19 protein-coding genes and 1 pseudogene are annotated in these 23,261 nt (G+C 65.9%); 10 read left to right on the top strand and 10 right to left on the bottom strand.

Translation table 11 applies throughout. The annotated features are described in order from the left end of the window. Window positions 1-22: 22 nt before the first annotated feature. Window positions 23-1,270: pseudogene (locus tag Q0D31_RS04830) on the top strand (SulP family inorganic anion transporter); the annotation flags it as partial. A gap of 66 nt (window positions 1,271-1,336) precedes the next feature. On the opposite strand, the gene Q0D31_RS04825 reads toward Q0D31_RS04830, so the two are convergent. From Q0D31_RS04825 to Q0D31_RS04815, 3 genes are all read right to left on the bottom strand, one after another. Next, window positions 1,337-1,918 (bottom strand): DUF2889 domain-containing protein, encoded by a 582-nt coding sequence (locus Q0D31_RS04825; RefSeq protein WP_291845801.1) that lies wholly within the window; start codon window positions 1,916-1,918, stop codon window positions 1,337-1,339. A gap of 43 nt (window positions 1,919-1,961) precedes the next feature. Then, window positions 1,962-2,939 (bottom strand): NADPH:quinone oxidoreductase family protein, encoded by a 978-nt coding sequence (locus tag Q0D31_RS04820; RefSeq protein WP_291845800.1) that lies wholly within the window; start codon window positions 2,937-2,939, stop codon window positions 1,962-1,964. Between the two features lie 84 nt (window positions 2,940-3,023). Next, a complete protein-coding gene (locus Q0D31_RS04815) occupies window positions 3,024-4,097 on the bottom strand; it encodes an LLM class flavin-dependent oxidoreductase (protein WP_291845799.1) in 1,074 nt (357 codons plus the stop codon). A 210-nt stretch (window positions 4,098-4,307) separates the two neighbouring features. Here Q0D31_RS04815 and Q0D31_RS04810 point away from each other — a divergent pair, with 210 nt between their 5' ends. The 4 genes from Q0D31_RS04810 (at window position 4,308) to Q0D31_RS04795 (ending at window position 7,998) form a co-directional block, all read left to right on the top strand. Then, complete coding sequence (locus tag Q0D31_RS04810; RefSeq protein WP_291845798.1) at window positions 4,308-4,721, top strand: DUF3830 family protein; 414 nt, start codon at window positions 4,308-4,310, stop codon at window positions 4,719-4,721. A gap of 1 nt (window position 4,722) precedes the next feature. Continuing rightward, a complete protein-coding gene (gene puuE / locus Q0D31_RS04805; protein WP_291845797.1) occupies window positions 4,723-5,661 on the top strand; it encodes an allantoinase PuuE in 939 nt (312 codons plus the stop codon). 3 nt (window positions 5,662-5,664) lie between these two features. Next, window positions 5,665-6,927, top strand: coding sequence for an allantoate amidohydrolase (locus Q0D31_RS04800; RefSeq protein WP_291845796.1), 1,263 nt, complete (start codon window positions 5,665-5,667; stop codon window positions 6,925-6,927). Window positions 6,928-7,038: 111 nt separating this feature from the next. Beyond that, window positions 7,039-7,998, top strand: a complete 960-nt coding sequence (locus tag Q0D31_RS04795; protein WP_291845795.1) for a fatty acid desaturase — start codon at window positions 7,039-7,041, stop codon at window positions 7,996-7,998. On the opposite strand, the gene Q0D31_RS04790 is transcribed toward Q0D31_RS04795, so the two are convergent. Together Q0D31_RS04790 and Q0D31_RS04785 are read right to left on the bottom strand one after the other, a co-directional pair. Next, window positions 7,985-8,596, bottom strand: a complete 612-nt coding sequence (locus tag Q0D31_RS04790) for a TetR/AcrR family transcriptional regulator (protein WP_291845794.1) — start codon at window positions 8,594-8,596, stop codon at window positions 7,985-7,987. The two genes, Q0D31_RS04795 and Q0D31_RS04790, sit on opposite strands and share 14 nt — an antisense overlap. Window positions 8,597-8,629: 33 nt before the next feature. Beyond that, window positions 8,630-9,484 carry a VOC family protein gene (locus Q0D31_RS04785; protein ID WP_291845793.1) on the bottom strand — a complete coding sequence of 285 codons (855 nt, stop codon included), beginning with the start codon at window positions 9,482-9,484 and terminating at the stop codon, window positions 8,630-8,632. Window positions 9,485-9,560: 76 nt separating this feature from the next. Here Q0D31_RS04785 and Q0D31_RS04780 point away from each other — a divergent pair, with 76 nt between their 5' ends. Then, window positions 9,561-10,865, top strand: a complete 1,305-nt coding sequence (locus Q0D31_RS04780) for an FAD-binding oxidoreductase (protein ID WP_291846780.1) — start codon at window positions 9,561-9,563, stop codon at window positions 10,863-10,865. A gap of 56 nt (window positions 10,866-10,921) precedes the next feature. On the opposite strand, the gene Q0D31_RS04775 is transcribed toward Q0D31_RS04780, so the two are convergent. Genes Q0D31_RS04775 through Q0D31_RS04760 form a run of 4 tightly spaced genes read right to left on the bottom strand, consistent with a single transcriptional unit; the run spans window position 10,922 to window position 16,003 of the window. Beyond that, entirely contained in the window at window positions 10,922-12,553 is a 1,632-nt protein-coding gene (locus Q0D31_RS04775) for an ABC transporter ATP-binding protein (RefSeq protein ID WP_291845792.1), read from the bottom strand. Then, complete coding sequence (locus Q0D31_RS04770; protein ID WP_291845791.1) at window positions 12,550-13,380, bottom strand: ABC transporter permease; 831 nt, start codon at window positions 13,378-13,380, stop codon at window positions 12,550-12,552. The genes Q0D31_RS04775 and Q0D31_RS04770 overlap by 4 nt, the downstream gene beginning before the upstream one ends. A gap of 4 nt (window positions 13,381-13,384) precedes the next feature. Beyond that, window positions 13,385-14,362, bottom strand: coding sequence for an ABC transporter permease (locus Q0D31_RS04765; protein WP_291845790.1), 978 nt, complete (start codon window positions 14,360-14,362; stop codon window positions 13,385-13,387). Window positions 14,363-14,386: 24 nt separating this feature from the next. After that, window positions 14,387-16,003: an ABC transporter substrate-binding protein gene (locus Q0D31_RS04760; RefSeq protein WP_291845789.1), complete on the bottom strand. Its 1,617-nt coding sequence runs from the start codon at window positions 16,001-16,003 to the stop codon at window positions 14,387-14,389. A 421-nt stretch (window positions 16,004-16,424) separates the two neighbouring features. Between Q0D31_RS04760 and Q0D31_RS04755 the strand changes: the two genes are divergently transcribed. Then, entirely contained in the window at window positions 16,425-16,724 is a 300-nt protein-coding gene (locus Q0D31_RS04755; RefSeq protein WP_291845788.1) for an HU family DNA-binding protein, read from the top strand. Between the two features lie 140 nt (window positions 16,725-16,864). On the opposite strand, the gene Q0D31_RS04750 is transcribed toward Q0D31_RS04755, so the two are convergent. Beyond that, a complete protein-coding gene (locus Q0D31_RS04750) occupies window positions 16,865-17,632 on the bottom strand; it encodes an SDR family oxidoreductase (RefSeq protein ID WP_291845787.1) in 768 nt (255 codons plus the stop codon). A 174-nt stretch (window positions 17,633-17,806) separates the two neighbouring features. Here Q0D31_RS04750 and Q0D31_RS04745 point away from each other — a divergent pair, with 174 nt between their 5' ends. The 3 genes from Q0D31_RS04745 to Q0D31_RS04735 all read left to right on the top strand — a co-directional run bounded on the left by Q0D31_RS04745 (window position 17,807) and on the right by Q0D31_RS04735 (window position 22,973). Then, window positions 17,807-19,123: an aspartate aminotransferase family protein gene (locus Q0D31_RS04745; protein ID WP_291845786.1), complete on the top strand. Its 1,317-nt coding sequence runs from the start codon at window positions 17,807-17,809 to the stop codon at window positions 19,121-19,123. 140 nt (window positions 19,124-19,263) lie between these two features. Then, entirely contained in the window at window positions 19,264-20,931 is a 1,668-nt protein-coding gene (locus tag Q0D31_RS04740; protein WP_291845785.1) for a hydantoinase B/oxoprolinase family protein, read from the top strand. Then, window positions 20,928-22,973, top strand: coding sequence for a hydantoinase/oxoprolinase family protein (locus Q0D31_RS04735; protein WP_291845784.1), 2,046 nt, complete (start codon window positions 20,928-20,930; stop codon window positions 22,971-22,973). The genes Q0D31_RS04740 and Q0D31_RS04735 overlap by 4 nt, the downstream gene beginning before the upstream one ends. Window positions 22,974-23,261 lie beyond the last annotated feature (288 nt).

Below are 23,261 nucleotides of genomic sequence, written 5' to 3'. Positions count from 1 at the left end.
AATCCCGATTGGTAAGCACGCCATGCCTGACGGTTCCGCCTCTGCCCATCGCTATCGTCCGAAACTCGTCACGGTCCTGACCGAGGGGTACGATCTTGGCTGTTTTCGAAGGGATCTGCTGGCGGCCCTGACCGTCGCGATCGTGGCTCTCCCGCTATCCATGGCGATCGCCGTCGCCTCGGGCGTTTCGCCCGAGCGGGGATTATATGCCGCCGTCATCGGCGGCTTTATTGTCTCGGCGCTGGGCGGGAGCCGCTACCAGATCGGCGGGCCGGCCGGCGCGTTCATCGTACTGGTGGCGGCCACCGTGACGCGGTTTGGCCTCGATGGCCTTCTGCTCACGGTCTTCATTTCCGGCTTCATGCTGACGCTGATCGGCCTTTTGCGGCTCGGCGCGTTGATCCGCTACATTCCGCATCCGGTCACGATCGGCTTTACTTCCGGTATTGCGGTCACGATCTTTGCCAGCCAGCTGAAGGACCTCGGCGGCCTCAAGCTTCCCGCTGCCGAGCCCGGGCCGCTGTTGCCGAAGCTTGCTATGCTCGCGCAGTCGCTGCCGACCATCACCCCGGCCGCGATTGCTATCGGCGTGGGTACGGCGGCGGCGATCTTCCTGCTGCGGCGCCTGATGCCGAACTGGCCGGGAATGCTGATCGCCGTGACGCTCGCTTCGGTCGCCGCCTGGTTCTTTCAGCTTCCGGTCGAGACGATCGGCAGTCATTTCGGGCAACTGCCTGGTGGATTGCCGTCGCCGCGCTTGCCGGCGATCTCCTATTCAGCCGTGCTGGAAGTGTTGCCGACGGCGCTCTCGTTCACCCTGCTCGGGGCGGTCGAAAGCCTGCTCTCGGCCAAGGTTGCCGACGGCATGACCGGGCGCAAGCATCGTTATAACATGGAAGTCGTCGCGCAGGGCGTCGCCAACGTCGCGTCTGCGCTGTTCGGCGGGATCAGCGTGACCGGAACGATCGCCCGCACCGCGACCAATATTCGCGCCGGCGCGTGCAGCCCGGTTTCAGGCATGGCGCATGCGCTCTTCGTTCTGTTGTTCATGCTGGTGGCAGCCCCGCTGGCGAGCTTCATTCCGCTCGCGGCGCTGGCGGGTGTGCTGGTGGTGGTGTGCTGGAACATGGCGGAAAAGGAAGAGTTCTTTCGCCTGCTTCACGACTGGCGCAGCGCGGCCGTGCTGATCGCGACCTTCGGCCTGACGCTGATCGAAGACCTTACGGTCGGGATCATTGCCGGATGCGCCCTGGCGGCGGCGTTCGCGATCTACGATCGCCTCAAGCGGCCCTGGCGCGTTGAACGACCCTGAAGGCGGCCGGCGCGATCTGCCCGCCTAGTCCTTTGCCGCCGGCCCGGTCGCAAACTGCGGGAACATCGCCGCGACGATCGGCCCGTCGGTACGCCAGGAATGGCAGCCGCCGATGAAGAACGGCCGCTCGCCGCCGCTGCGCTGGTCCAGCGTCTCGGGCCCTTCCGGATTCTTGCCGTTCGACAGGGTCTGGAACAGCGTGGTCACGGCGGGGCCGAGCAGTTCGGCCAGATGCGTGCAGGTCTCGATCCGGCCGATCTTGCGCCGGACCAGTTCGCGCCAGCCCGGTCCGATGCGCTCGCCGACCAGGCGCTGCAGGATCGGCTCGACCTCGATGCAGGTGGGGTAGGGCGTGGCGCGCATTGTCGCCTCCGCCTCGCATATCCGCATGTCGTCGTCGATCGCCAGCCGCAGGCCGATATCGTGAACGGGATCGCCCGGCAGCAGTTCACCGCGGAAACGATCGGCGGGCTGGGCGAAGGGCTTGGTATCCCGCAACCAGGCTTCGACTTCCCAGAGCCCGTCGTCCCGCAGATAGCCGGTGCACTCCACCGATCGCGTATGCAGGTGGCGGCGGGCCGTCTTGGCGTTATGTTCCGGAGGCATCGGTTCTTTCTAGTTGCGGCGCTGTAGCACCCATGAAGTCGGCTCAGCCGAATTTGATGATCATCTTCCCAAGTGCGGCCCGTGACTGCATGGTCTTGAAGGCGTCGCGAAAATTCTCGAACGGCACCACCTTGCCGACCACCGGTTTCAATTTGCCTGAGGCCAGCCAGTCGAACAGCTGCGCGATCAGGCGGGCGTGGGTCTCCGGCTCGCGCTTCTGGATTTGGGCAAGGTCGACGCCGAGCAGCGCTCCGCCCTTGAGCAGCGGCAGGTTGAACGCCAGCGCCGGAATGGTGCCTGATGCGAAGCCGATGACGAGATGACGTCCCCGCCAGGCGATCGAGCGAAACGCCTGCAGCGCCACCTCGCCGCCGACCGGATCGAAAATCACGTCCGGCCCATGCCCGCCGGTCAGCGCCTTGAGCGTGTCCCGCCAATCCGCCTTGGTGTAGTCGATCGTCGCGTCGGCGCCGTGACGAGCCGCGAACTCGCGCTTTTCCGGGGTCGAGGCTGCCGCGATCACCCGCGCGCCCATCAGCCTGCCGATCTGCACGGCGGCGATGCCGACGCCGCCGGCTGCTCCCAGCACCAGCAGCGTTTCGCCCGCACGTAGCGCGGCGCGTGCGTCGAGGGCATAGAGTCCGGTGAGGTAATTGGCCTGGAACGACGCGCCGGCCTCGAAGGCGACCTGCGCCGGCAAGTGTTTGAGCGCCGCCGATGGCACGGTGATGTATTCGGCCAGCGCGCCCGACCGGGTCATGCCGATGACGGGCATGCCGGGCTTGAACGCGCCGACATCGTCGGCGACCGCATCGACCACGCCTGCGAATTCGGTGCCCGGCACGAACGGCAGCGGGTCCTTGGTCTGATATAGACCCTGCACCTTCAGCCCGTCGACAAAGCCGACGGCTGCCGCGCCGATCTTGACGCGGACCTCGCCGGCCGAGATGCCCGGCAGGCTGACTTCCTTGATCGCGATGCCGTCGATCGAATCATAGCTCTCGACAACGACCGCCTTCATGTCATTTCTTTCATGCGTTACTTCGTGCAGCGCAAGGTCCGCGCGCCGTCATTTCGAGGTGTTCGATGATTCGCGGCAACGTCGCTACTCGGCAGCTTCTGCCTGCCGGTCGATCGCAAGCGCGCCGGCCTTGATCAGCGGGATCAGGTCGCGGCCGATCGCGACCGTGTCGTGCGGATTTTCGAAGCCGCGCAACAGGAACGAGTCGATCCCGAGCCGGTAATATTCCAGCACCGCGGCCGCGACCTGCTCCGGCGTCCCGACCAGGCACGACGTATTGCCGGTCGCGCCGGTGGCGCGCGCGATCCCCATCCACAGCCGCTCGTCATGGACGTCGGCGCGCGCGGCGTAACCGAGCAGGCGTTCGGCGGAGTGGTTGGTGGGATCGGGTGCAGCACCGGTCTTGCGTTCGACATCCGTCAGCAGCGCCTGCGCCTTGTCCCAGGCCGCGCCTTCGGTTGCCGCCATGATCGGCCGCAGCGACATGTTGAAGCCGACCCGGCGTCCGAAGGCTGTGGCGCGCCGCCGGAAGTCCTGGACGCGATCCCGCGTCTCGGCGAGCGGTTCGCCGAAGATCGCGAACACGTCGCAGTGCCGGGCGCCCATGTCCAGCGCGCCCTCCGACGAGCCGCCGAAGAACAGCGGCGGGCAGGGCTTTTGAAAGGGCTTGATGTCGGAGTAGCCGCCTTTGAGACGGTAGAATTCGCCCGTGTGATCGATCGGAACGTCGCTGGCCCAGAGCTTGCGCATCACGTCGAGATATTCGCCGGCGCGCCGATAGCGGTCGTTCTTGGGCAGGAAGTCGCCCTCGCTGGCCTGGTCCTGGTCGCTGGTACCGGCGATGATGTGCAGCGCCATCCGGCCCTGCGTCAGCTGATCGAAGGTTGCGACCTGCCGCGCCGCCAGCGCCGGCGCCACCGATCCCGGCCGATGCGCGATCAGGAACTTGATCCGCTCGGTGTGGTCGGCCGCATAAAGCGCGATGGCGAACCCTTCGGCGGCCGAGGCGAAATAGCCGACCAGAACGGAATCATAGTTCCATTGCTCGTGCAGGCGGGTGAAATCGACCACCCATTGGCGCGATATCTGGCCCTTGATGAGGTGGACCGCGACGCCTTCCTGCTGGGTGCCGATCATACCGATAATTCTGGCGGGCATGGCTGTGTCCCCGGCGTGGCTTGGCCTGATGAAACGCATAACATCAGGGGAAAGCAAGCCTTTACGGCCGCCGCGGTTGCATACCGATCCCGCGTTGCGCAGCGCGCCAGACGCCGGTGGCGTCGCCGTATTGGCCCTTGCCTCCCGCCATTCCGGCTGCAATGGATGTGCTGAACCACCCTATCAAGTGTCACCCAGAAGAAGAGAGCAATGAGCCAACTGATTGTTCGCGCCGGCGATTTCACCTTCCAGGCCCGTTTCGAGGCGCAGCTGGCGCCGAAGACGGTTGCGGCGTTCCGCAAGGCGATGCCGTTCGAGAGCCAGGCGATCCACGTCCGCTGGAGCGGCGAGGGGGTCTGGATGCCGCTCGGTGATCGCGATTTCGGAGTGTCCTACGAGAACCACACCAGCTATCCCGCGCCCGGGCAGATCATTCTCTATCCCGGCGGCATCAGCGAGACCGAAATCCTGCTGGCCTATGGCGGCGTTCATTTCGCCAGCAAGATGGGCCAGCTCGCCGGCAACCACTTCATCACCCTGACCTCGGGGCTGGAAAACCTGCCCGCCTTCGGCAAGACCGTGCTGTGGGAAGGTGCGCAGAAGATCCGGTTCGAAGAGGTGTAGCGTGGCCGAGGCCGCTTACCCCCGCAACCTCAGAGGCTATGGCCGCAACCCGCCCGATCCGCGCTGGCCCGGTGACGCGCGGGTGGCCGTTCAGTTCGTTGTGAATTTCGAGGAGGGCGGCGAGAACAATATCCTGCACGGTGACCCCGCCTCGGAGGCGTTCCTGTCCGACGTGCTGGGCGCGCAGCCCTGGCCCGGACAGCGCCACCCCAACATCGAATCGATGTTCGAATATGGTTCGCGCGCCGGCTTCTGGCGGCTGTGGCGAATGTTCACCGCGCGCAACCTGCCGGCCACGGTGTTCGGCGTGGCGACCGCGCTGCAACGAAATCCCGACGTGGTCGCGGCCATGAAAGAAGCCGGCTGGGACATCGCCAGCCACAGCCTGAAATGGATCGAGCACCGGCAGATGTCGGAGGCGCAGGAGCGCGCCGAGATCGCGGAAGCGATCCGCGTCCACACCGAGGCGGTCGGCGCGCCGCCGCTCGGCTGGTACACCGGACGCTCCTCGATCAACACGCAGAGGCTTCTGATGGAAGCCGGCGGCCTGCTTTACCTCTGCGATTCCTACGCCGACGACCTGCCATACTGGATCAAGGCGCGCGGGCGGAAACCGCATCTGGTCATTCCCTATACGCTCGACGCCAACGACATGCGGTTCGTCAACGCGCAGGGCTTTGGCGGCGGAGACGAATTCTTTACCTATCTCAAGGACAGTTTTGACGTCCTCTACGCCGAGGGCGAGACCGCGCCGAAGATGATGTCGGTCGGCCTGCACTGCCGGATCGTGGGCCGTCCCGGCCGCGCCGCGGCGCTAATGCGCTTTCTCGACTATGTCCAAAAGCATGAACGGGTCTGGGTGCCGACGCGGCTTCAGATCGCGCAGCACTGGCATGCCAACCTCTCCCACCTCGCCGATAGCGCCTTCGATATTGGATAGGCCATGCTCGGCGATGAAATCGTAAGCCGGATCAACCAGCTCGGAGCAATTTCGGAGATCGGCGGGCAACTGGTTCGGGTTTTCCTTTCACCCGAACACCGCAAGGCCGCCGATCTCATATTGTCCTGGATGCGCGAGGCCGGCATGGCCGCGCATCTCGACGCCATCGGCAATGTCTGCGGCCGCTACGAGGGCGCGCACCCGGAACTGCCCTGCCTGATGCTGGGCTCGCACTACGATACCGTGCGCGACGCTGGAAAATGGGACGGGCCGCTCGGATTGATCACGGCGATCGCCTGCGTCGCCGACCTGAATCGCCGCGGCGTGCGGCTGCCGTTCGCGGTCGAAATCGTCGGCTTCGCCGACGAGGAGGGGGTGCGGTTTGCCTCCACTCTGCTGGGCAGCCGGGCGGTCGCCGGCACCTTCGACCAGGGCGTGCTCGCCGCGCGCGACCGCGACGGCCTCACCATGCGCGAGGCGCTGGCGCAGTTCGGCCTCGATCCCGATCATATCGGCGCGGCGGCGCGCGCCCGCCACGAACTCCATGCCTATGTGGAGCTGCACATCGAGCAGGGGCCGGTGCTGGAGCTTGAAAACCTCCCGGTCGGCGTGGTGACGGCGATATCGGGCGCCACGCGGCTGGCGGCGAAGCTCTCCGGCATGGCCGGCCATGCCGGCACGGTGCCGATGGCGCAGCGGCGGGACGCCTTGGCGGGCGCCGCCGAATGCGTCGTGGCGGTCGAGACGTTCTGCAAGGCCGATGGCGGCGGCCTGGTCGGCACCGTCGGCACCATCAGCGCCAGGCCCGGCGCCGCCAATGTGATCGCGGGCGACGTGTCCTTCACGCTGGACATCCGTGCGCCGACCGACGCCCGGCGCACGCTCGCCGTTACCGAGACCGTGCGGCGGATCGAGGCGATTGCGAAGCGGCGCGGTCTGTCGTTGCAGCTCGACGTCACCCACGAGAACCGCACCGTGCCGTGCGCGCCCTGGCTGAAGGCGCAACTGGCGGAGGCCGTTGCCGCGGAAGGCTACCCAGTGTTCGAACTGCCGAGTGGGGCCGGCCATGACGCGATGGCGATGATCGACATCACAGATGTCGCCATGCTGTTCGTCCGTTGCCGCGGCGGCGTCAGCCATCACCCCGCCGAGCATGTCGAACTTCTCGACGCCGATGCCGGCGCGCGGGTGCTGCTGCGGCTGATCGAGAATTTCCAGCCGCGGGAGGCTGCCGGGATTGTTCAGCCCGAACATCAACAGCCGTGAGGGTTTTGCGCATGCACGTCATGGCGCGATTGCATTCAGGCAAAAATAATGTACTTTTGGTACAGTAAATAGGGTCGCGCGACTGGGATCGCTTGTTGGAGCAAAGGCGCCATGAGCACTGCTGTCACCGCAACGGGAGCAAAGCCGCTGACTTCGGCCGCGCTTCGCGAACTGTCGGCACGATCCGACCTTCAGGGCCTTGTTCGCGCGGCCAGCCATTATGGCGCGATCGGCCTCTTCGGCACGCTGATCTGGCTGGTGTCCTCGACCCATGGCCTGGTCTGGGCGTTGCCGCTCATGGTCGTGCAGGGTTACTTCGTCGCCTTCCTGTTCATGGTCGTGCATGAGACCGCGCACAAGACGGCGTTTCGCAGCCCTGCGCTCAATCTGGCGGTCGGTCATCTGTCGTCTTTAGCGATCTGGCTGCCTTACGAGTATTACTGCCTGTTCCACTGGGACCACCACCGCTACACGCAGGACCCGGAAAGGGACCCGGAACTGCTGGTTGGCCCGATCCCCGCATCCGACACCCAGCTCGCGATCGCCTATAGCGGCATTCGGCAGGTTGCGTTCCGGATACGGCTGATGCTCCGCCACGCCGTCACCGGCGACGCGTCCGCGCCCTGGATCCCGGAAGGCAAGCGCCACATCATCGTGAGGGAAGCGCGCCTCTATGTCGTATTCTATGTCGTGCTCCTGCTCGCCTCGCTCGCGCTGGGTACCGCGATTCTGCTTTGGGTCTGGATCGTTCCCCTGATCGTCGGTCAGCTGTTCCTGCGTCCCTACCTCTATGCCGAACACACCGGCTGCGAGCGGACGCGCAGTGCCTTCCGCAACACCCGCACCACCTATACCGGCATCATCACCAAATGGTTTGCGTGGAACATGCCTTACCATGTCGAACACCACGCCTATCCTTCGATCCCGTTCCATGCGCTGCCGAAGCTGCACCGGATCGTCGCGGACCAGATCGTTTTTCGGGGACAGGGTTATCGGGCCGTGACGCGCGAGACCTGGGGCTGGTTTCGCCGCGAGCGGCGTAACCCGGCCGAAGGCGTCAGCGGCTCCTGACCAACAGCAGGGTGTCGACGAGCTTGCGGGCGTGTGCCGGCGAGATCGGCCTGATTCCGAAGACGTAGCGGTAGAACAGGCTGCCGTAGATCGCGTCATACAGATCATGCGGCGTCCCGATCGCGCCGATGCTGCCGTCCTGCTGGCCAGCCGCAATCAGTTCGACAAGCGCCGCCCTTCGATACCGGAGGTAGCGGGTGTAGAAGATCTCCGCCGAGCCGGTGTTCGAGATGCATTCGGAGATCACCGCGAGCTGTACCCGGCCAAACTTGCCCTGCAGCGCTTTCGCATAGGCTGCGGCGTGGCTCCTGAGCCGGTCCGCGGGCCTGCCCGTGCCTGGCAGCGGCAACATCAGCGAGGCGTGGTTCAGGAAGGCGTCGATCAGGAGCGCTTCTCGCGACGGCCACCATTTGTAGATGGTCATCTTTGAAACATTGGAGTGCCGCGCAACGGCGTCGATGCTGGTGGCGGCAAGGCCCGTGGTCGCCATCAGGGCGTAGGCGCTTTGCAGAATAGCGCTCGTCGTCTCGGCGGAACGCGGACGGCCGCGGCGGCTGCCTGCCGCATCGTCGTCCGGTTCGGTCCTGCGCTTCGCCATGCTCGGCTTTCCCGGTGCCGCGAGTGGCGCCGGTTATGCCTTGACGAAGGCGAGCAGTGTCCCATTGGCGCCGCCGGGCGGCACCACGACGCCGCCGGCGCTGCGGATGCCGACGGTGCCAAGCGCCTTTTCCGCCGCCGCCAAATCGGCCGCGATCACGAGCCCGGCGCCGGCGCGTTCGGGCAGGCCGGTCAGCGGAACGCCGGGGTAGCGCTTGCCGAGCTGATCCCGGGTCAGGAACACGAAATCGGCGCGGTCTCCCCCTGATGGCACCGCGACCGCGCCGTCCGGCTCGCGGCGTGGTTCGCGATCGATCAGTCGCGACAGATGCGCGGCTTCCTTCGCCGGGTCGGGTGCGACCATCAGCACCTGCTTCAGGCGTCTGGCGCCATTGGCATGCTTCATCAGTTCGGGAATCCAGACCGTCTCGCGCGTCTTGTGCTGACAGGCGAAGATGCGCACGCCGCTCGGCGCTTCCGCCACCGGCCACTGAAAGGTCCGGAATTTCGCCGCCGACACCGTGCCGTCGGGCATGTTCACCGGCCGTTCGAAATCGGTGGGGCCGATCGGCGGAAAACCGCGCGCGCGAATCTCTTCCGCGCCGTCGGCCGAATCCACCGCCGTGAAGGCGATGCGCTCGATGCCTTCGCCGTTGGTTGCGAGAAACGCCCGCGCCGGCGCATTATGCTCGGTCGGGGCCAGCACGCCGAGCAATTCCATGTAGTCGGGGTCGAACATGATGGTGTAGTTGCCCGATCCCATATGGGCGCTGTGGGTGCCGCGCGGCGACACGGTGAAGCCGAGCCGCCGGTAGTTGTCGGCGGCCTTGTCGAGATCCTTCACCATGACCACGGCGTGATCGATTCCGATGACGTTTTTCAGTGCCACTCTCTTTATTCTCCGGCATGATGATGCGCGCACCAAGCTAACCAGATCGACCAGGCGCCCGCAAGAAAGGATCATGATGGAGACGACCAACGTGCGCTGGCCCGGCTCTCTGTGGGCGGCGGTGACCCCGCCGGGACCCGATCTGCCCGAACTGATCGGCGCGCAGCAGGCCGACGTCATCGTGATCGGCGGCGGCTTCACCGGCCTTTCCACCGCGCTGCATCTGCGCGAGGCCGGCGTCGATGTCGCCATCGTCGAGGCGATGGAGCCGGGCTGGGGCGCTTCCGGGCGCAACAACGGCCAGGTGATCCCGACGCTGTCGCGGCCCGATCCCGAGGATATCGTCGCCAGGCATGGCGAGGCGGGCGAGCGTTTCGTCGGCATGTTGCGCGACAGCGCCTCCAGCCTGTTTGACCTGACTCGGCGCTACAACATCGCGGCCGAGCAGGAACAGGCCGGATGGGTGCAGCCGGTTCATTCGCCGGGCCGCATTAAGATCGCCGAACGCCGGGTGCGGCAATGGTCGAAGTTCGGCGCGCCGGTCGAATTGCTGTCGCGCGAGCAGACGCGCGACATGCTGGGATCGGATGCATGGTTCGGCGGGTTCTGGAACAGGACCGGCGGCCACATCAATCCGCTGGCGCTGGCCCGTGGGCTGGCGCACACCGTGCTCGGCCTCGGCGCGCGCATCTACGCCCGATCGCCCGCCGAGAGCTTCGAGCGCCGCAACGACCGCTGGGTGGTCAAGACGGCACGGGGCGAGATCTCCGGCCGTGCGCTGGTGGTGGCGACCAACGCCTATAGCGGCGAGTTCTCGAAGTCGCTGGTGCCTGAAATCGCGCACGAGGTGATGCCGGTGCTGTCCTGGCAGATGGCGACGCAGCCCTTGTCCGATAATGTCCGCAAGACCATCATTCCGGGCCGTCAGGCGATGTCGGACACCCACGGCGAACTCTATTTCGCACGCTACGACGCACGCAATCGTCTCGTCACCGGCGGCGCCGTGATCGGCCCCGGCAACAAGGTCGAGCGGATCAAGGCCCGCGTCACCGAGCGCTTGCAGCGGCTATGGCCGCAGATCGGCGAGGTTTCGTTCGATTACGTCTGGAACGGCTATGTCGGCATGACCACGGATTTCCTGCCGCGCATCCACCGGCTCGGCCCCGACGCCTATGGCTGGACCGGCTGCAACGGCCGCGCGGTGGCGCTGACCATCCCGCTCGGCAATGAACTGGCCAAGGCCGTCCGCGGCGTGAGCGAAAGCGAGCTGGCGCTGCCGTTCACGGAGCCTGCGCCGATCGTCGCCCACGGCCTCCTGCGCAAGCTGGCGCCGCTGATGCTGCTGGTCTATCGCCGGAGAGATGCGCGCGAGATGGCTTGATGTCAGCGGGCGAGGTGCCACCTCTCCCTCTCCCCGCGAATGAGCGTGGAGTGCAGCTACACCGCCTCGATTGCATGCTCGCGCGCAAACGCGCCGCCGGGGATGGAGTCGAGCAGCGCCCGGGTATAGGGATGCTGAGGGTCGCCGAACACCTGTCCGGCCAGCCCGTGCTCGACCACTTCGCCGTCCTTCATCACCGCGACGAGGTCGCATATCTGCGCGGCGACGCGCAGATCATGCGTGATGAAGATGATGGACAGGCCGAGCCGCGCCCGCAGTTCGGCCAGCAGTTTCAGCACCTGCGCCTGCACGGAAACGTCCAGCGCCGACACCGGTTCGTCGGCGACCAGCACGTCCGGCTTCAGCGCCAGTGCGCGCGCCAGCCCGATGCGCTGCCGCTGGCCGCCGGAGAACTCGTGCGGAAAGCGGTCGCCGGCGGAAGGGTCGAGCCCGACCAGCGCGAACAATTCCCTGGCGTCTGCGATCGCCTTCGCCCGCGGCGTGCCGTGCACGATCGGACCCTGCGCCACCAGTTCGGCCGCCTTGCGGCGCGGATTGAGCGAAGCGAACGGGTCCTGGAACACCATCTGGATATGACGGGTCTCGCGGCGCACTTGTTCGCGCGACAGTTTCGCCCAATCCTGGCCGTCGAGCAAGATCGAGCCGGCATCTGGATCGATCAGCCGCACGATGCAGCGCGCCAGCGTCGACTTGCCCGAACCGGATTCGCCGACGATGCCGAGCGTCGCGCCGCGCGGCAGGTTGAGCGAGACGTTCCTGACCGCGGGCGTCACCCGCGCCCCGCGCCCCAGGAAGCCGCCGGTGCGGTAGGTCTTGGAAACGCCGGACATCGTCAGGATGTTCTCCGCCGAGAGCGGGCGCGGCGGCGGTGCCTTTAGCGGCGGCACGGCGGCGATCAGCTGCCTTGTATAGGCATGTTGCGGATGGTTCAGCACTGCGGCGGCGGTGCCGTGCTCGACAATCACGCCGTGCTGCATCACCACCACGCGGTCGGCGATCTCGGCGACGACGCCGAAATCATGGGTGATGAACATGACGGCGGTCCGGCGCCGCTGCTGCAGGTCGCGGATCAGCTTCAGGATTTGCGCCTGGGTGGTGACGTCGAGCGCGGTGGTCGGCTCGTCGGCGATCAGCAGTTTTGGGTCGAGCGCCAGCGCCATCGCGATCATGGCGCGCTGGCGTTGCCCGCCCGAAAGTTCGTGCGGATAGGCCTTCGCCGCCACCTTCGGATCGGGAATCCGCACGTCGGCGAGCAAGGCGAGCATCCTTGCGCCGATCTCGGCCTTCGACAATTCGGTATGGGTCGAGAACATCTCGGCGATCTGGTCGCCGATGGTGCGCAGCGGGTTGAGCGCCGTCATCGGCTCCTGGAAGATCATGGCGATGCGGGCGCCGCGCACTTTGCGCATCTCGGCGGCCGATGCGGCGCAGAGATCCCGGCTCTCGAACATCACCCGGCCGCCGTCGATCGTCACTTCGTTGGGCAACAGCCGCATGACGGCGTTGGCCATCACCGATTTGCCGGAACCGGATTCGCCGACCACGCACAGGATTTCGTTGGCCGCGATCTGCAGCGACACCTCGGACAGCGCATGGGTCCGGTCGGCGCCGCGGGGCAGGCGAACGCTGAGGCGATCGAGCGAGAGGATCGGTTCAGTCGCGCTCATCGGCCCTTCAGCCTCGGATTGAGCGCGTCGTTGAGGCCCTGGCCGACCAGCGACACTGCCAGCACCGTGACGAGAATGGCGATGCCGGGGATCGCCGAGACGTACCACTGCACCCGTAGCACGTCGCGGCCGAGCCCGATCAGATTGCCCCACGACGCCACGTTGGGATCGGACAGGCGCAGGAAGGCGAGCGCGCTTTCGAGCAGGATCGCAACCGCCATCACGACGCTGGCGTAGACGATGACCGGCGGCAGCGCGTTGGGCAGGATCTCGCCGAGCATGAGCTGGATGTCCTTCATGCCGAGCGTGCGTCCGGCCTGGACAAATTCCCGGTTGCGCAACGACATGAATTCGGCGCGGGTCAGCCGCGCCGGCGCCGGCCACGACACCACGCCGACCGCGATGGTGACGGTCGTCAGCGTCGAGCCGAACACGGCGACCAGCACCAACAGCAGCACGAAGTTTGGCAGCGTCTGGAAGGCTTCGGTGATCCGCATCAGCACGGTGTCGACCCAGCCGCCATAGTAGCCGGAAAAGGCGCCGACAAGGACGCCGATCAGGATCGCAATCACGGTGGCGACGCCGCCGATCAGGAGCGATATTCGCGCGCCATAGAATATCTGGGCGGCGATATCGCGTCCCGAATTGTCGGTGCCGAGCAGGAAGCGCGGGTTGGAGAACGGCCAGATCAGGGGGCGGCCGGCCAGCGCCAGCGGATCGCGCGGATAGAGCCAGCCGGCGCTGACCGCCATTCCGATCACGATTATCAGCAAGACAAGGCCCGCGACGGCCGCCGGACTTCTGAAGTAGCGCCTGACCGCGTCCATGGCCCTAGCCCCCGGCCGTGATGCGCGGGTCGAGCCGCGCATAGATCAGGTCGACCACGAAATTGACGGTGATGACGAGCAGCGCCGAGACGAACACGATGCCGAGCAGGGTATTGAGGTCGCGTTGCACCACCGATTCATAGGCGAGGCGGCCGAGGCCCGGCAGCGAGAACACGCTTTCGACCACCACCGAGCCGCCGAGCATGGTGCCGGCCTGCAGGCCGATCAGCGTCACCATCGGTAAGAGGGCGTTGCGGAGCACATGTCGCGTCACCACGCGGGTCTCGTCGAGGCCTTTGGCCCGCGCGGTCCGGACATAATCGAGGTTGAGCACTTCCAGCATCGAGGCGCGCATGATGCGCAGGTAGATGGCAAGAAAGATCAGCCCCAGCGTCAGTGTTGGCAGCACCAGATGGCTTGCGATGCCGAGCACGCGCCAGATGCCGGTCTGAACCGTCCCGATGTCCTCGAAGCCGCCGGGCGGCAGCCATTGCAGGTAGACGGAGAAGACCACGATGGCCATCAATCCGAACCAGAACGAGGGCGTGGCGTAGAACACGAGGCCGAGCGTCGAGATCAGCGTATCGGGCCAGCGGTTGACGCCGCGGGCGGCGATGACGCCGAACAAGAGCCCGAAGAAGAACGCAAAGGACAGCGATGCGGTCATCAGCAGGATGGTCGGCGGCAGCCGCTCGATGATCACCGACGCCACCGGCTTGCCGTAGATCGAGGAGAAGCCGAGATCGAGGCGCACCAGGCGCCAGAGGTAGTTGCCGAGCTGGGCGGGAATGGAGACGTCGAGCCCGTAGAATTTTCGCAGATCCTTTGCCGTTGCGGCGTCGCCGCCGCCCATCTGCGCCATCATCGCATCGACGGTGTCGCCCGGCGCGAACTGCAGCAGCAGAAACATGCCGATCAGGATCAGGATCAGGGTCGGGATCGAGGCGGCGAGCCGCCGCCCCGCAAGGCCAAGGATACGCATCAGGCTATCTTGGCGGATATGGCGTCATGCGGATAGCCAAAGATCGTGCCAGCTCGACGAGCCCCAGCGCGGCGTGTTGGAGTGATTGCGCGCCTTTGCCGTGATCGTCGTGACGAAGATCTGCTCGATCGGCATCCAGACCGGCAGTTCCGTGTTCACCTCCTTGACGAACCGGGCATACAGCGCCTTGCGCTTGGCCGGATCGACTTCGGTGGCGGCGTCATCGATGGTCTTGTCGATCGCCTTGTCCTCCCAGCCCCACTGGTTGGTCCAGGGCGCGCCCTTGGGCTGGCCCGAGCGATACCAGACTGTGGTCGAGACTGCGGGGTCGTTGCGGTACTGGTGCCAGCCGGTGGCAAGATCGAAGGCGTGTTCGTCATAGACCTGCTTGAGGAAGCCGCCGCCGTCGTTGCGCACGATCTCGACCGGAATGCCGATCTCCTGCAGCGATTGCTGGATGAAGGTCGACCACAGCGAGATGTCCTCGCCCCAGGGCGCGGGCAGCAGCTTGAGCGGGAAGCGCGTGCCGCCGCTACCCGCCTTGAAGCCGGCCTCGTCGAGCAGCGCCGCGGCCTTGGCCTTGTCGTAGGGATATTGCGGCGTGTCGGCGCCCGGATAGAAGTCGGTCGAGGTCGAGGGGATCGGGCCGGTGCCGAGCTTGGCGAAATCGCCGAGGAAATTGTCGATGAAGAACGGCACGTTGATCGCATGCGCGATGGCGCGGCGGACGCGGACGTCGGACAACTCCTTGCGGCGGAAGTTGAACTCGAGGGTGTTGGTCCGCGCGTTGCCCTCATTGCCCTTGGTCGAGACGATGAAGCGCTTGTCCTTGCCGAGCCGCGCCAGGTCCGAGATGGTCAGGCCGGAGAACGGCGAACAATGCAGTTCGCCGGCCTCCATCTGCGCTGCCGCCGCCGAGCGGTCGGTGATCACGCGCCAGACAATGCGGTCGAGATAGGGCGCGTTGGGGCGCCAGTAATTCTCGTTGCGGTCGGCGATGACGTATTGTCCGCGCTCGTATTTGACGAACTTGAACGGGCCGGTGCCGACCGGCGAAAGGTTGGTCGGGTTCTGGCGGATGTCGCCGCTCTCATAGAGATGTTTGGCCGAGATGTAGCCAAGATCGGGCAGGGCGCGCAGCAGCAGGTTGAGCGGCATCGGCCGATCGTATTTGAAGATCGCGGTGTGGGCGTCCGGCGTCTCGACCGCGGTCAGGAACAGCTGCAGCGTCGATCCGTAGTTGAGGATCTTCTTCCACATGTTCATGGCGGTGAACTCGACGTCGGCCGAGGTGAACGGCTTGCCGTCGTGCCAGGTCACGCCCTTGCGCAGCTTGAATGTGATGGTCTTGCCGTCGGGCGCGGCTTCCCAGCTCTCGGCGAGCACGCCGACCGGCTGACCTTTGGCGTCGAGGTCAACGAGGTTTTCCTGGATTTTGCCGCCGATGATGTAGACTCCGGTGGAGGCCTGGATGCTCGGGTTGAGCTGGCGCTGCTCGGCGCCGTAATGCACGTTGAACACGCCGCCCTTGCGCGGCGTTTCCTGCGCAAAGGCGCGCATCGGATTGATCACGTTGGCCGCGATCGCAGCCGACGTCAGCAGCGCGGTGCGGCGGTTGATCTCGATGCGCGTCAAGTCCATGCGAAGTCTCCAGCTTGGTATGGCGGATTGCTCAGGCATCCGCCTTCGCGGTCGATGTTACGATGGAAGGGGAATGCGAGTCATTTTCTAATCGCGGCGCGATCGGGAAAATCCTTTCCGAAAACAACGTGTTCAACGGCCGATCGGCCTGCTGATTTTTCGTGCCGGTGCAAGGATCGCCTCGCGTCCAGGTAGTAACAGGGAAAGCGGCACGGTCCGGGATTGCCGGAAAACCGGCCGGACAATGTGTCTCACAGCCCTTGAAAACAGGGTCGCTAGGCGCTCAAGGCCTGAAAAACAGCCAAAATTGGACGAATCAGTGCAACTGGACTAGCGAGATAGTTGTGCAGAGTGTCGGAAACCCTATTTTTTATGCGGTTTCCGACCTATCGTCGCCTTCCCATGAATCAATGGAGCAACCATGGCTACCCAAATGTCCAAGTCGCAGCTGATCGAAAAGATCGCGACCTCCACCGAGGTTTCGAAGAAGGAAGTCAAGAGCGTAATGGATACGCTCGTTGACGTCGGCCACAAGGAGCTGAAGAAGAACGGGGTGTTTCTCGTTCCCGGTTTCGCGAAGTTCGTCGTGGTCAAGAAGCCTGCGACCAAGGCGCGGAAGGGCACCAACCCTTTCACCGGCGAGGAAATGATGTTCAAGGCCAAGCCGGCCCGCAAGATCGTCCGGGCCCGTCCAGTCAAGGCCGCCAAGGACGCCGTCTAGGAAACGCCAAGAGGCCTCCGGTGACGGGGGCCTTTTTTCGGCGGCACTGAGTTCACCATGAGGAACGAAGGTTGACCTCATCCTGAGGCGACCGCGAAGCGGTCGTCTCGAAGGGTGTAGGCACTGTCCCTGACAATGCGCTACACCACAGGCGAACGGCCGCCATCGACGTTGATGGCGGTGCCGGTGATGTAGGATCCCTGATCGGAGGCGAGGAAACACGCCAGATTGGCGAATTCCTCCGACGTCCCGATGCGGCCGAGCGGCGTGCCCTTGGCCAGGTTTTTCGCAAAGACCTCGAAATCCATGTCTGGCGCCTGCGCGGCGTGCCGCTTGACCCATTGATCGCTCATGATCAGGCCGACCAGCATGGCGTTGACCAGGATGTTGTGCTCGCCGCCTTCGTTCGCCATCACCTTGGTCAGCGCCATGCCGGCCGCGCGCGAGACCGAGGTCGGCGCCGATGATGCGGCCGGCGCCTTCGCGAAGGTGTTGAGCACGTTGATGATGCGGCCCCATTTGCGCGCCTTCATGCCCGGCCAGACCAGCCTGGAGAAGCGGATCGCGGCAAACAGCTTGAGGTCGAGATCTTCCTGCCAGGCCTCGTCGCTGATGGCCTCGAATGCCATCGTCCGCGCCGTGCCGGCGTTGTTGACGAGGATGTCGATTCCGCCGAGATCGGCAGTGATCTTGTCGTGCGCCCTGGCGATGTCGGCCGCCTTGGAGACGTCGCAGACATAGTCGCGCACCTTGAGGCCATCCTTGGCGAGCAACTCCCGCGCCGCCTTGAGGTCGTCGGCGCCGCGCGCCAGGATCGCCACCCTTGCGCCCGAGGCGGCAAATCGCCGCGCCATCGCCAGGCCAAGGCCCTTGCTGCCGCCGGTGATGGCGGCAACGCGATCTTTCATCGTGATATCCATGGCTGTACTCCCGGTCGCGGTCTTGATGGCCGCTGGACCGGCTGAAGCGGAGGCCGGCCGGCGGGGCATCATGGTTCTGCTTGCCGGCATGATCAAGCCGCCGTCATGATTGCGGAGATCGTCGCGTCCTTTATTGTAGGGTTGGCGCAGGAAGGAAAACCCATGTACCCGGATTCAAATTCCTCGTCGCAGAAAATGTACGACCGGGCGCTGGCGAGCCTGCCCGGCGGCAACAGCCGTACCACCATTTTCATGAAGCCGTATCCGATCTACGCCGCCCGTGGCGAGGGCTGCCGGGTCTGGGATATCGACGGCAACGTCTTCATAGATTGCATCAACAACTTCACATCCCAGATCCACGGCCACGCCCATCCCGCGCTCATGGCGGCAGTAACCGCGCAGCTGGCGCTGGGCACCGCGTTCGGGCTTCCAACCGAATCCGAGGTCGATCTGGCCGAACTGCTGGTGGCGCGGCTGCCGTCGGTCGATCAGGTGCGGTTTGCAAATTCCGGCACCGAGGCGGTGATGATGGCGCTGAAGGCGGCGCGGGCGCATACCGGCCGCCCCAAGATCGCCAAATGCGAGGGCGCCTATCACGGCTCCTATGATTATGCCGAGGTCAGCCTCGATCCGACGCCGCAAGCCTGGGGCCGCAATACGCCGGTCTCGATCGCCTATGCGAAGGGCACGCCTGACAATGTGCTGGCCGATGTCGTCACCATTCCCTTCAACGACCCCGAGGCCGCCGTCAGCCTGATCCGCGAGCATGGGCGGGAGCTTGCCTGCGTGCTGGTCGATCCCATGCCAAACCGCGCTGGCCTCGCGCCGGCCGACCGCGCCTATCTGGAGGCGCTCCGAAAAGTCACGCGCGAGGTCGGCGCGTTGCTTGTGTTCGACGAGGTCATCACCTTTCGCCTGGGCTATCGCGGCGCGCAGGGCATCTGGGACATCGATCCGGACCTGACCGCGCTCGGCAAGATCATCGGCGGCGGCTTTCCGGTCGGCGCGATCGGCGGCCACAGGGACGTCATGGCGGTGTTCGATCCGCGCGCCGGCAAGCCGGCGCTGCCGCATGGCGGCACTTTCTCCGCCAATCCGGTGACGATGCGCGCAGGGCTGGCCGGGATGAAGCTGCTTGACGATGCTGCCTTCGCGCGCCTCGATGCGATGGGCGCGGCCGTGCGCGCCGGCATCGACGCCGCGTTCCGCCGGCACCGCGTGCCCGGCGGCACGGTCGGGCTCGGTTCGCTGCTCAAGATTCATTTCGCCGACCGCGAGATTCGCGACTATCGCTCGGCCTGGCTGAGCGAGGAGGAAACGCGACGGCAGACGGTTTTCGCCCGCGCGCTGCTCAATCGCGGCGTGCTGGCGGCGGGCAACGGCTTGATGGCGTTGTCGACCCCGATGACGGATGCCGATATAGATGCGATCATCGAGGCGGCGTCGGGCGCGCTTGGCGAAGTCGCAAGCACGCTGTGATGCTGCGTAACGTAGGATGGGTGGAGCGTAAGCGATACCCATCATACAAATCGATTGCGGCTCGTGATAGTGATGGGTTCCGCAAGGGCTCAACCCATCCTACGCTCCGCTGCCAAACTAGCTGAGAATAACGGGTAAGAATGTCTGCCACGGTCGATCCCATCACGCGTTCCGTCGTCCAGCACCGGCTGAGTTCGATCGTCAAGGAAATGGGCGAGGCGATGCTTCGCACCTCCTACTCGCAAATCCTCAATTCCAGCCGCGATTTCTCGCTGGCGATCTGCGACACCGGCGGGCGCCTGATCGCGCAGGCCGATCACCTCCCGGTTCACGTCGGCGCGCTGCCCTGGGCGACGCTGGCGGTCGAGCAACGCTTCAAGGACGTCGCGCCGGGCGATGTCATCCTGCTCAACGATCCCTATCATGGCGGCAGCCATCTGCCCGATCTCACTGCCTTCGTGCCGGTGTTCGCCGGCGGGCGGCGGCTGCTCTGGACCATCGTCCGCGCGCACCAGAGCGATATCGGCGGCGCCACCCATGGCGCCTACAATCCCGCTGCCACCGAGATCTACCAGGAGGGGCTGCGCGTCCCGCCGATCAAGCTGTATGAAGCGGGGAAGCTGCGCGACGACCTGCTCGACCTGCTGGCGCTGAACATCCGCAACCCCCGCGAATTTCGCGGCGACCTCGCCGCGATGCTGGGGGCCGCGCAACTCGGCGAGCGGCGGCTGGCGCGGCTGTTTTCCGAGTTCGGCGCACCGGTGGTCGAAGCCGCCATGGAGGCGATCCTCGATGCCACCGAGCAGCAGACCCGCGCCGTGGTTTCGACCTGGAAGGACGGCGTGTTCCACGGCGAGGCGTTTCTCGACGACGACGGCCATGGCCGCAGCGACATTCGCATCGCCGCCAAGGTGACCAAGAACGGCAGCGACGTCGAAGTCGATTTGTCCCAATCCGATCCGCAATCGACCAGTTTCGTCAATTCCTCGCACGCCAACATGCAGGCGGCGGTGGCGATGGCGTTTGCCTATCTGATCGACGCCGAGATTCCCAAGAACAGCGGCGCGCTGCGCCCGCTGAAGGTGATCGCCCGACAGGGGACGGTGGTGTGGGCCGATCCGGGCCGGCCGGTGACGCTGTGCACCAGCCATCCCTCCAACGAGATCGTCGAGGCGATCGTCAAGGCGTTGTCGGCGTCGTGCCCGGAGCGCGCGATGGCCGGCTGGAGCCGAAGGTTCCGGATCGCGATCCAGGGCGAGGATCCGCGCACCGGCAGGAATTTCATCTGGCACTTGTTCCAGGCGCGCCCCGGCGGCGGCGCGTCGTCGGGCGGCGACGGCTGGTCGTCGATCGGCGAGTGGCATTCGGTCGGCGGGCTCAAATTCGGCAGCCTCGAAGTCGCCGAAGCGCGCTTTCCACTGCATTTCCGCCACCATGAATTCCGCGCCGGCTCCGGCGGCGACGGCCAGTTTCGCGGTGGCCTCGGGGTCGCGCTCGATCTGGTGCTGGAAACCGAGAAGCCTGCCAAGGGCAACACCGCGGGCGACGGCGCCCGCCACGGTCCCTGCGGCATGCTCGGCGGCGAGGACGGCAAGCCGCATCATTACCGTCTGCTGTCCGAAGGCCGGGCGCCGCGCGTGCTCCGCACCAAGGAAGTCGGCATCGAGCTGCGCCCCGGCGATTGCCTGGAGATCCGCTCGTCCGGCGGCGGCGGCTGGGGGCCGCCGGCGAAGCGATCGGAGCAGGCGCGCCGCCGCGACCGCGAGCAGGGCCTGATCGATGCAGCGGCGGAGCGGCTTTCCGAATGATGTTCAGGATCGGCGTTGACGTCGGCGGCACCTACACCGACCTCGTCGCCACCGACGAGGCCGGGCGGACGGTGTTCGCGAAATCGCCGTCCACCCCGGCGGATCAATCCATCGGCGTGATGGCGGGGCTGGATGAGCTGGCGCGGCGACTCAACGTCACGCGCGCGGCCATGCTTGCCGCCACCGATCGACTCGTGCATGGCACCACGGTCGCAACCAACGCGCTCTTGGAGCGCAAGGGCGCCAAAGTAGCGCTGCTGACCACCGCAGGCCATCGCGACGTCATCGAGATGCGCGAGGGGCTGAAACCCGACCGCTACGATCTGCGCTCGCCGCCGCCGGAGCCGCTGGTGCCGCGCGAACGGCGCTTCGGCGTCAGGGAGCGGCTCAAGGCCGATGGCGAGGTTCTGATCCCGCTGGACCCGGGCTCGCTCGACGACGCCATTGCCGGCATCGAGAAATCAGGCGCGACCTCGGTGGCGGTGTGCTTCCTGCATTCCTATCTCGATCCCGTTCACGAACTCGCCGCTGTCGCCCGGCTGGCACAGGCGCTGCCCGGCGTCAGCATTTCGCGCTCCAGCGACGTGCTGCCGCAGATCAAGGAATATGAGCGCGTCTCGACCACGATCGTGAACGCCTGTGTCGAGCCGGTCGTGCGGCGCTATCTGACCAACCTCGAGACGCGGCTCGGCGAGGCCGGTTTCAGGGGCAGCCTGTTCGTCGTGCTGTCGCATGGCGGTATGGCGCCGGTCGAGGAAGCCGCGCGGCTTGCCGCCGGCACCGTGCTGTCAGGACCTGCGGGCGGCATGTCCGGCGGCCGGCGCTGCGCCGAACTGGTCGGGATTCCCGATCTGGTGCCGTTCGACATGGGCGGCACCTCGACCGACATCTCGCTGATCTCGGGCGGGCAGGCGTCGCTGTCCGCCGACGGCATGCTGGCCGGCCAGCGCATCGCGCTGCGCAGCCTCGATATCGCCAGCATTGCGGCCGGCGGCGGCTCGATCGCCAGCGTCGATGCCGGCCGCACATTGCGGGTGGGGCCGGAAAGCGCGGGCGCGGTGCCGGGCCCGGCCTGCTACGGCAATGGCGGGCAGGCCGCGACCGTCACCGACGCCAATGTCGTGCTCGGCTATCTCGACGCCGCCGCCTTCATGGGCGGCAGGCGCCCGCTCGATCGCGCCGCCGCGGAAGCCGCGATCGACCGCGTTGCCGATGCAATGTCGCTGTCGCGCATCGAGGCCGCCGCCGGCATTTGCCGCATGATCAATTTGAACATGGCCGACGGCATCCGCCTGATGACGCTGCGCCGCGGCGTCGATCCCCGAAAATTCGCGCTCTTGAGTTTCGGCGGCGCGGCCGGCCTGCACGCCGCCGAAGTGGCGCGCGAGCTCGAAATCAGGCGCATCATCGTGCCGACCGTGGCCTCGGTCTTGTCGGCGTGGGGCATGCTGACCAGCGATCTCCGCTACGAAGTCAGCCGCACGCATTACGGCGCCGGCGCGCGTATCACCGCCGGGGAAGTGCGCGGGCTGTTCTCGCAACTGGAGCAGCAGGCCGCCGGCCGGCTGCGCTCGTGGTTCAAGGGGCCGATTGCGATCGAGCGCTCCGCCGAGATGCGCTACGGCGAGCAGATCTTCGAGATCGACGTGTCGCTGGATGGCCTCGACTGGAACGCGGCCGATCTGGTGGACCGGATCGAGCACCACTTTCACGCCAGGCACGAGGAACTCTACACCTACGCCTCGCCCGGCCAGGAAGTCGTCTTCGTCAACGCCCGCGTCGCAGCGGTCGGCAAGGTGCCGCGGCTGGATTCCGATATGAAACCCGCACCGTCGTCGCAGGCTTGCGTGCCGCGCGGCAGGCGGCAAGCCTTCCTCGGCGGCTGGCGCGAGCTGCCGGTCTACGCCCTCGATGACTTGCGGCCGGGCCAGACGCTGGCTGGTCCCGCGATCATCGAAGCCGAAACCACGACGGTACTGGTCGACGCCGGCGACCGCGTCACGGTCAACGCGCTGGGGTGGCTGGATATAGAACTGCGTTGAAGCCTGTAGCATGACCGAAGCAACATCCGGGATTCTTTGGTTAAGACTCCCGCATATCGCTGCGCTCATGCGGGCTACGGGCTGACTGGAGGAGTGAGCATGCAGGAAGGATGGCGTCTCCAAGTAACGGAGCTCAAAATAGCGAAGCGAAATGCGGAGGCACTCGCCTTGATCCGCCAAGCAATTGCGGAAGGTGATATGTCTGCCCGGGTCATGTTGGCGAGAATGGGCGACGAGGCGGGCCTGTCGCGATCGGAGGTCCATGCGTTGATCGACGATATCGAATCC

Source organism: Bradyrhizobium sp. (assembly GCF_022844465.1).
Taxonomy (GTDB): Bacteria; Pseudomonadota; Alphaproteobacteria; order Rhizobiales; family Xanthobacteraceae; genus Bradyrhizobium.
Note: the sequence above shows the minus strand (reverse complement) of the source record. Positions and strands in the feature narration are given on the sequence as shown.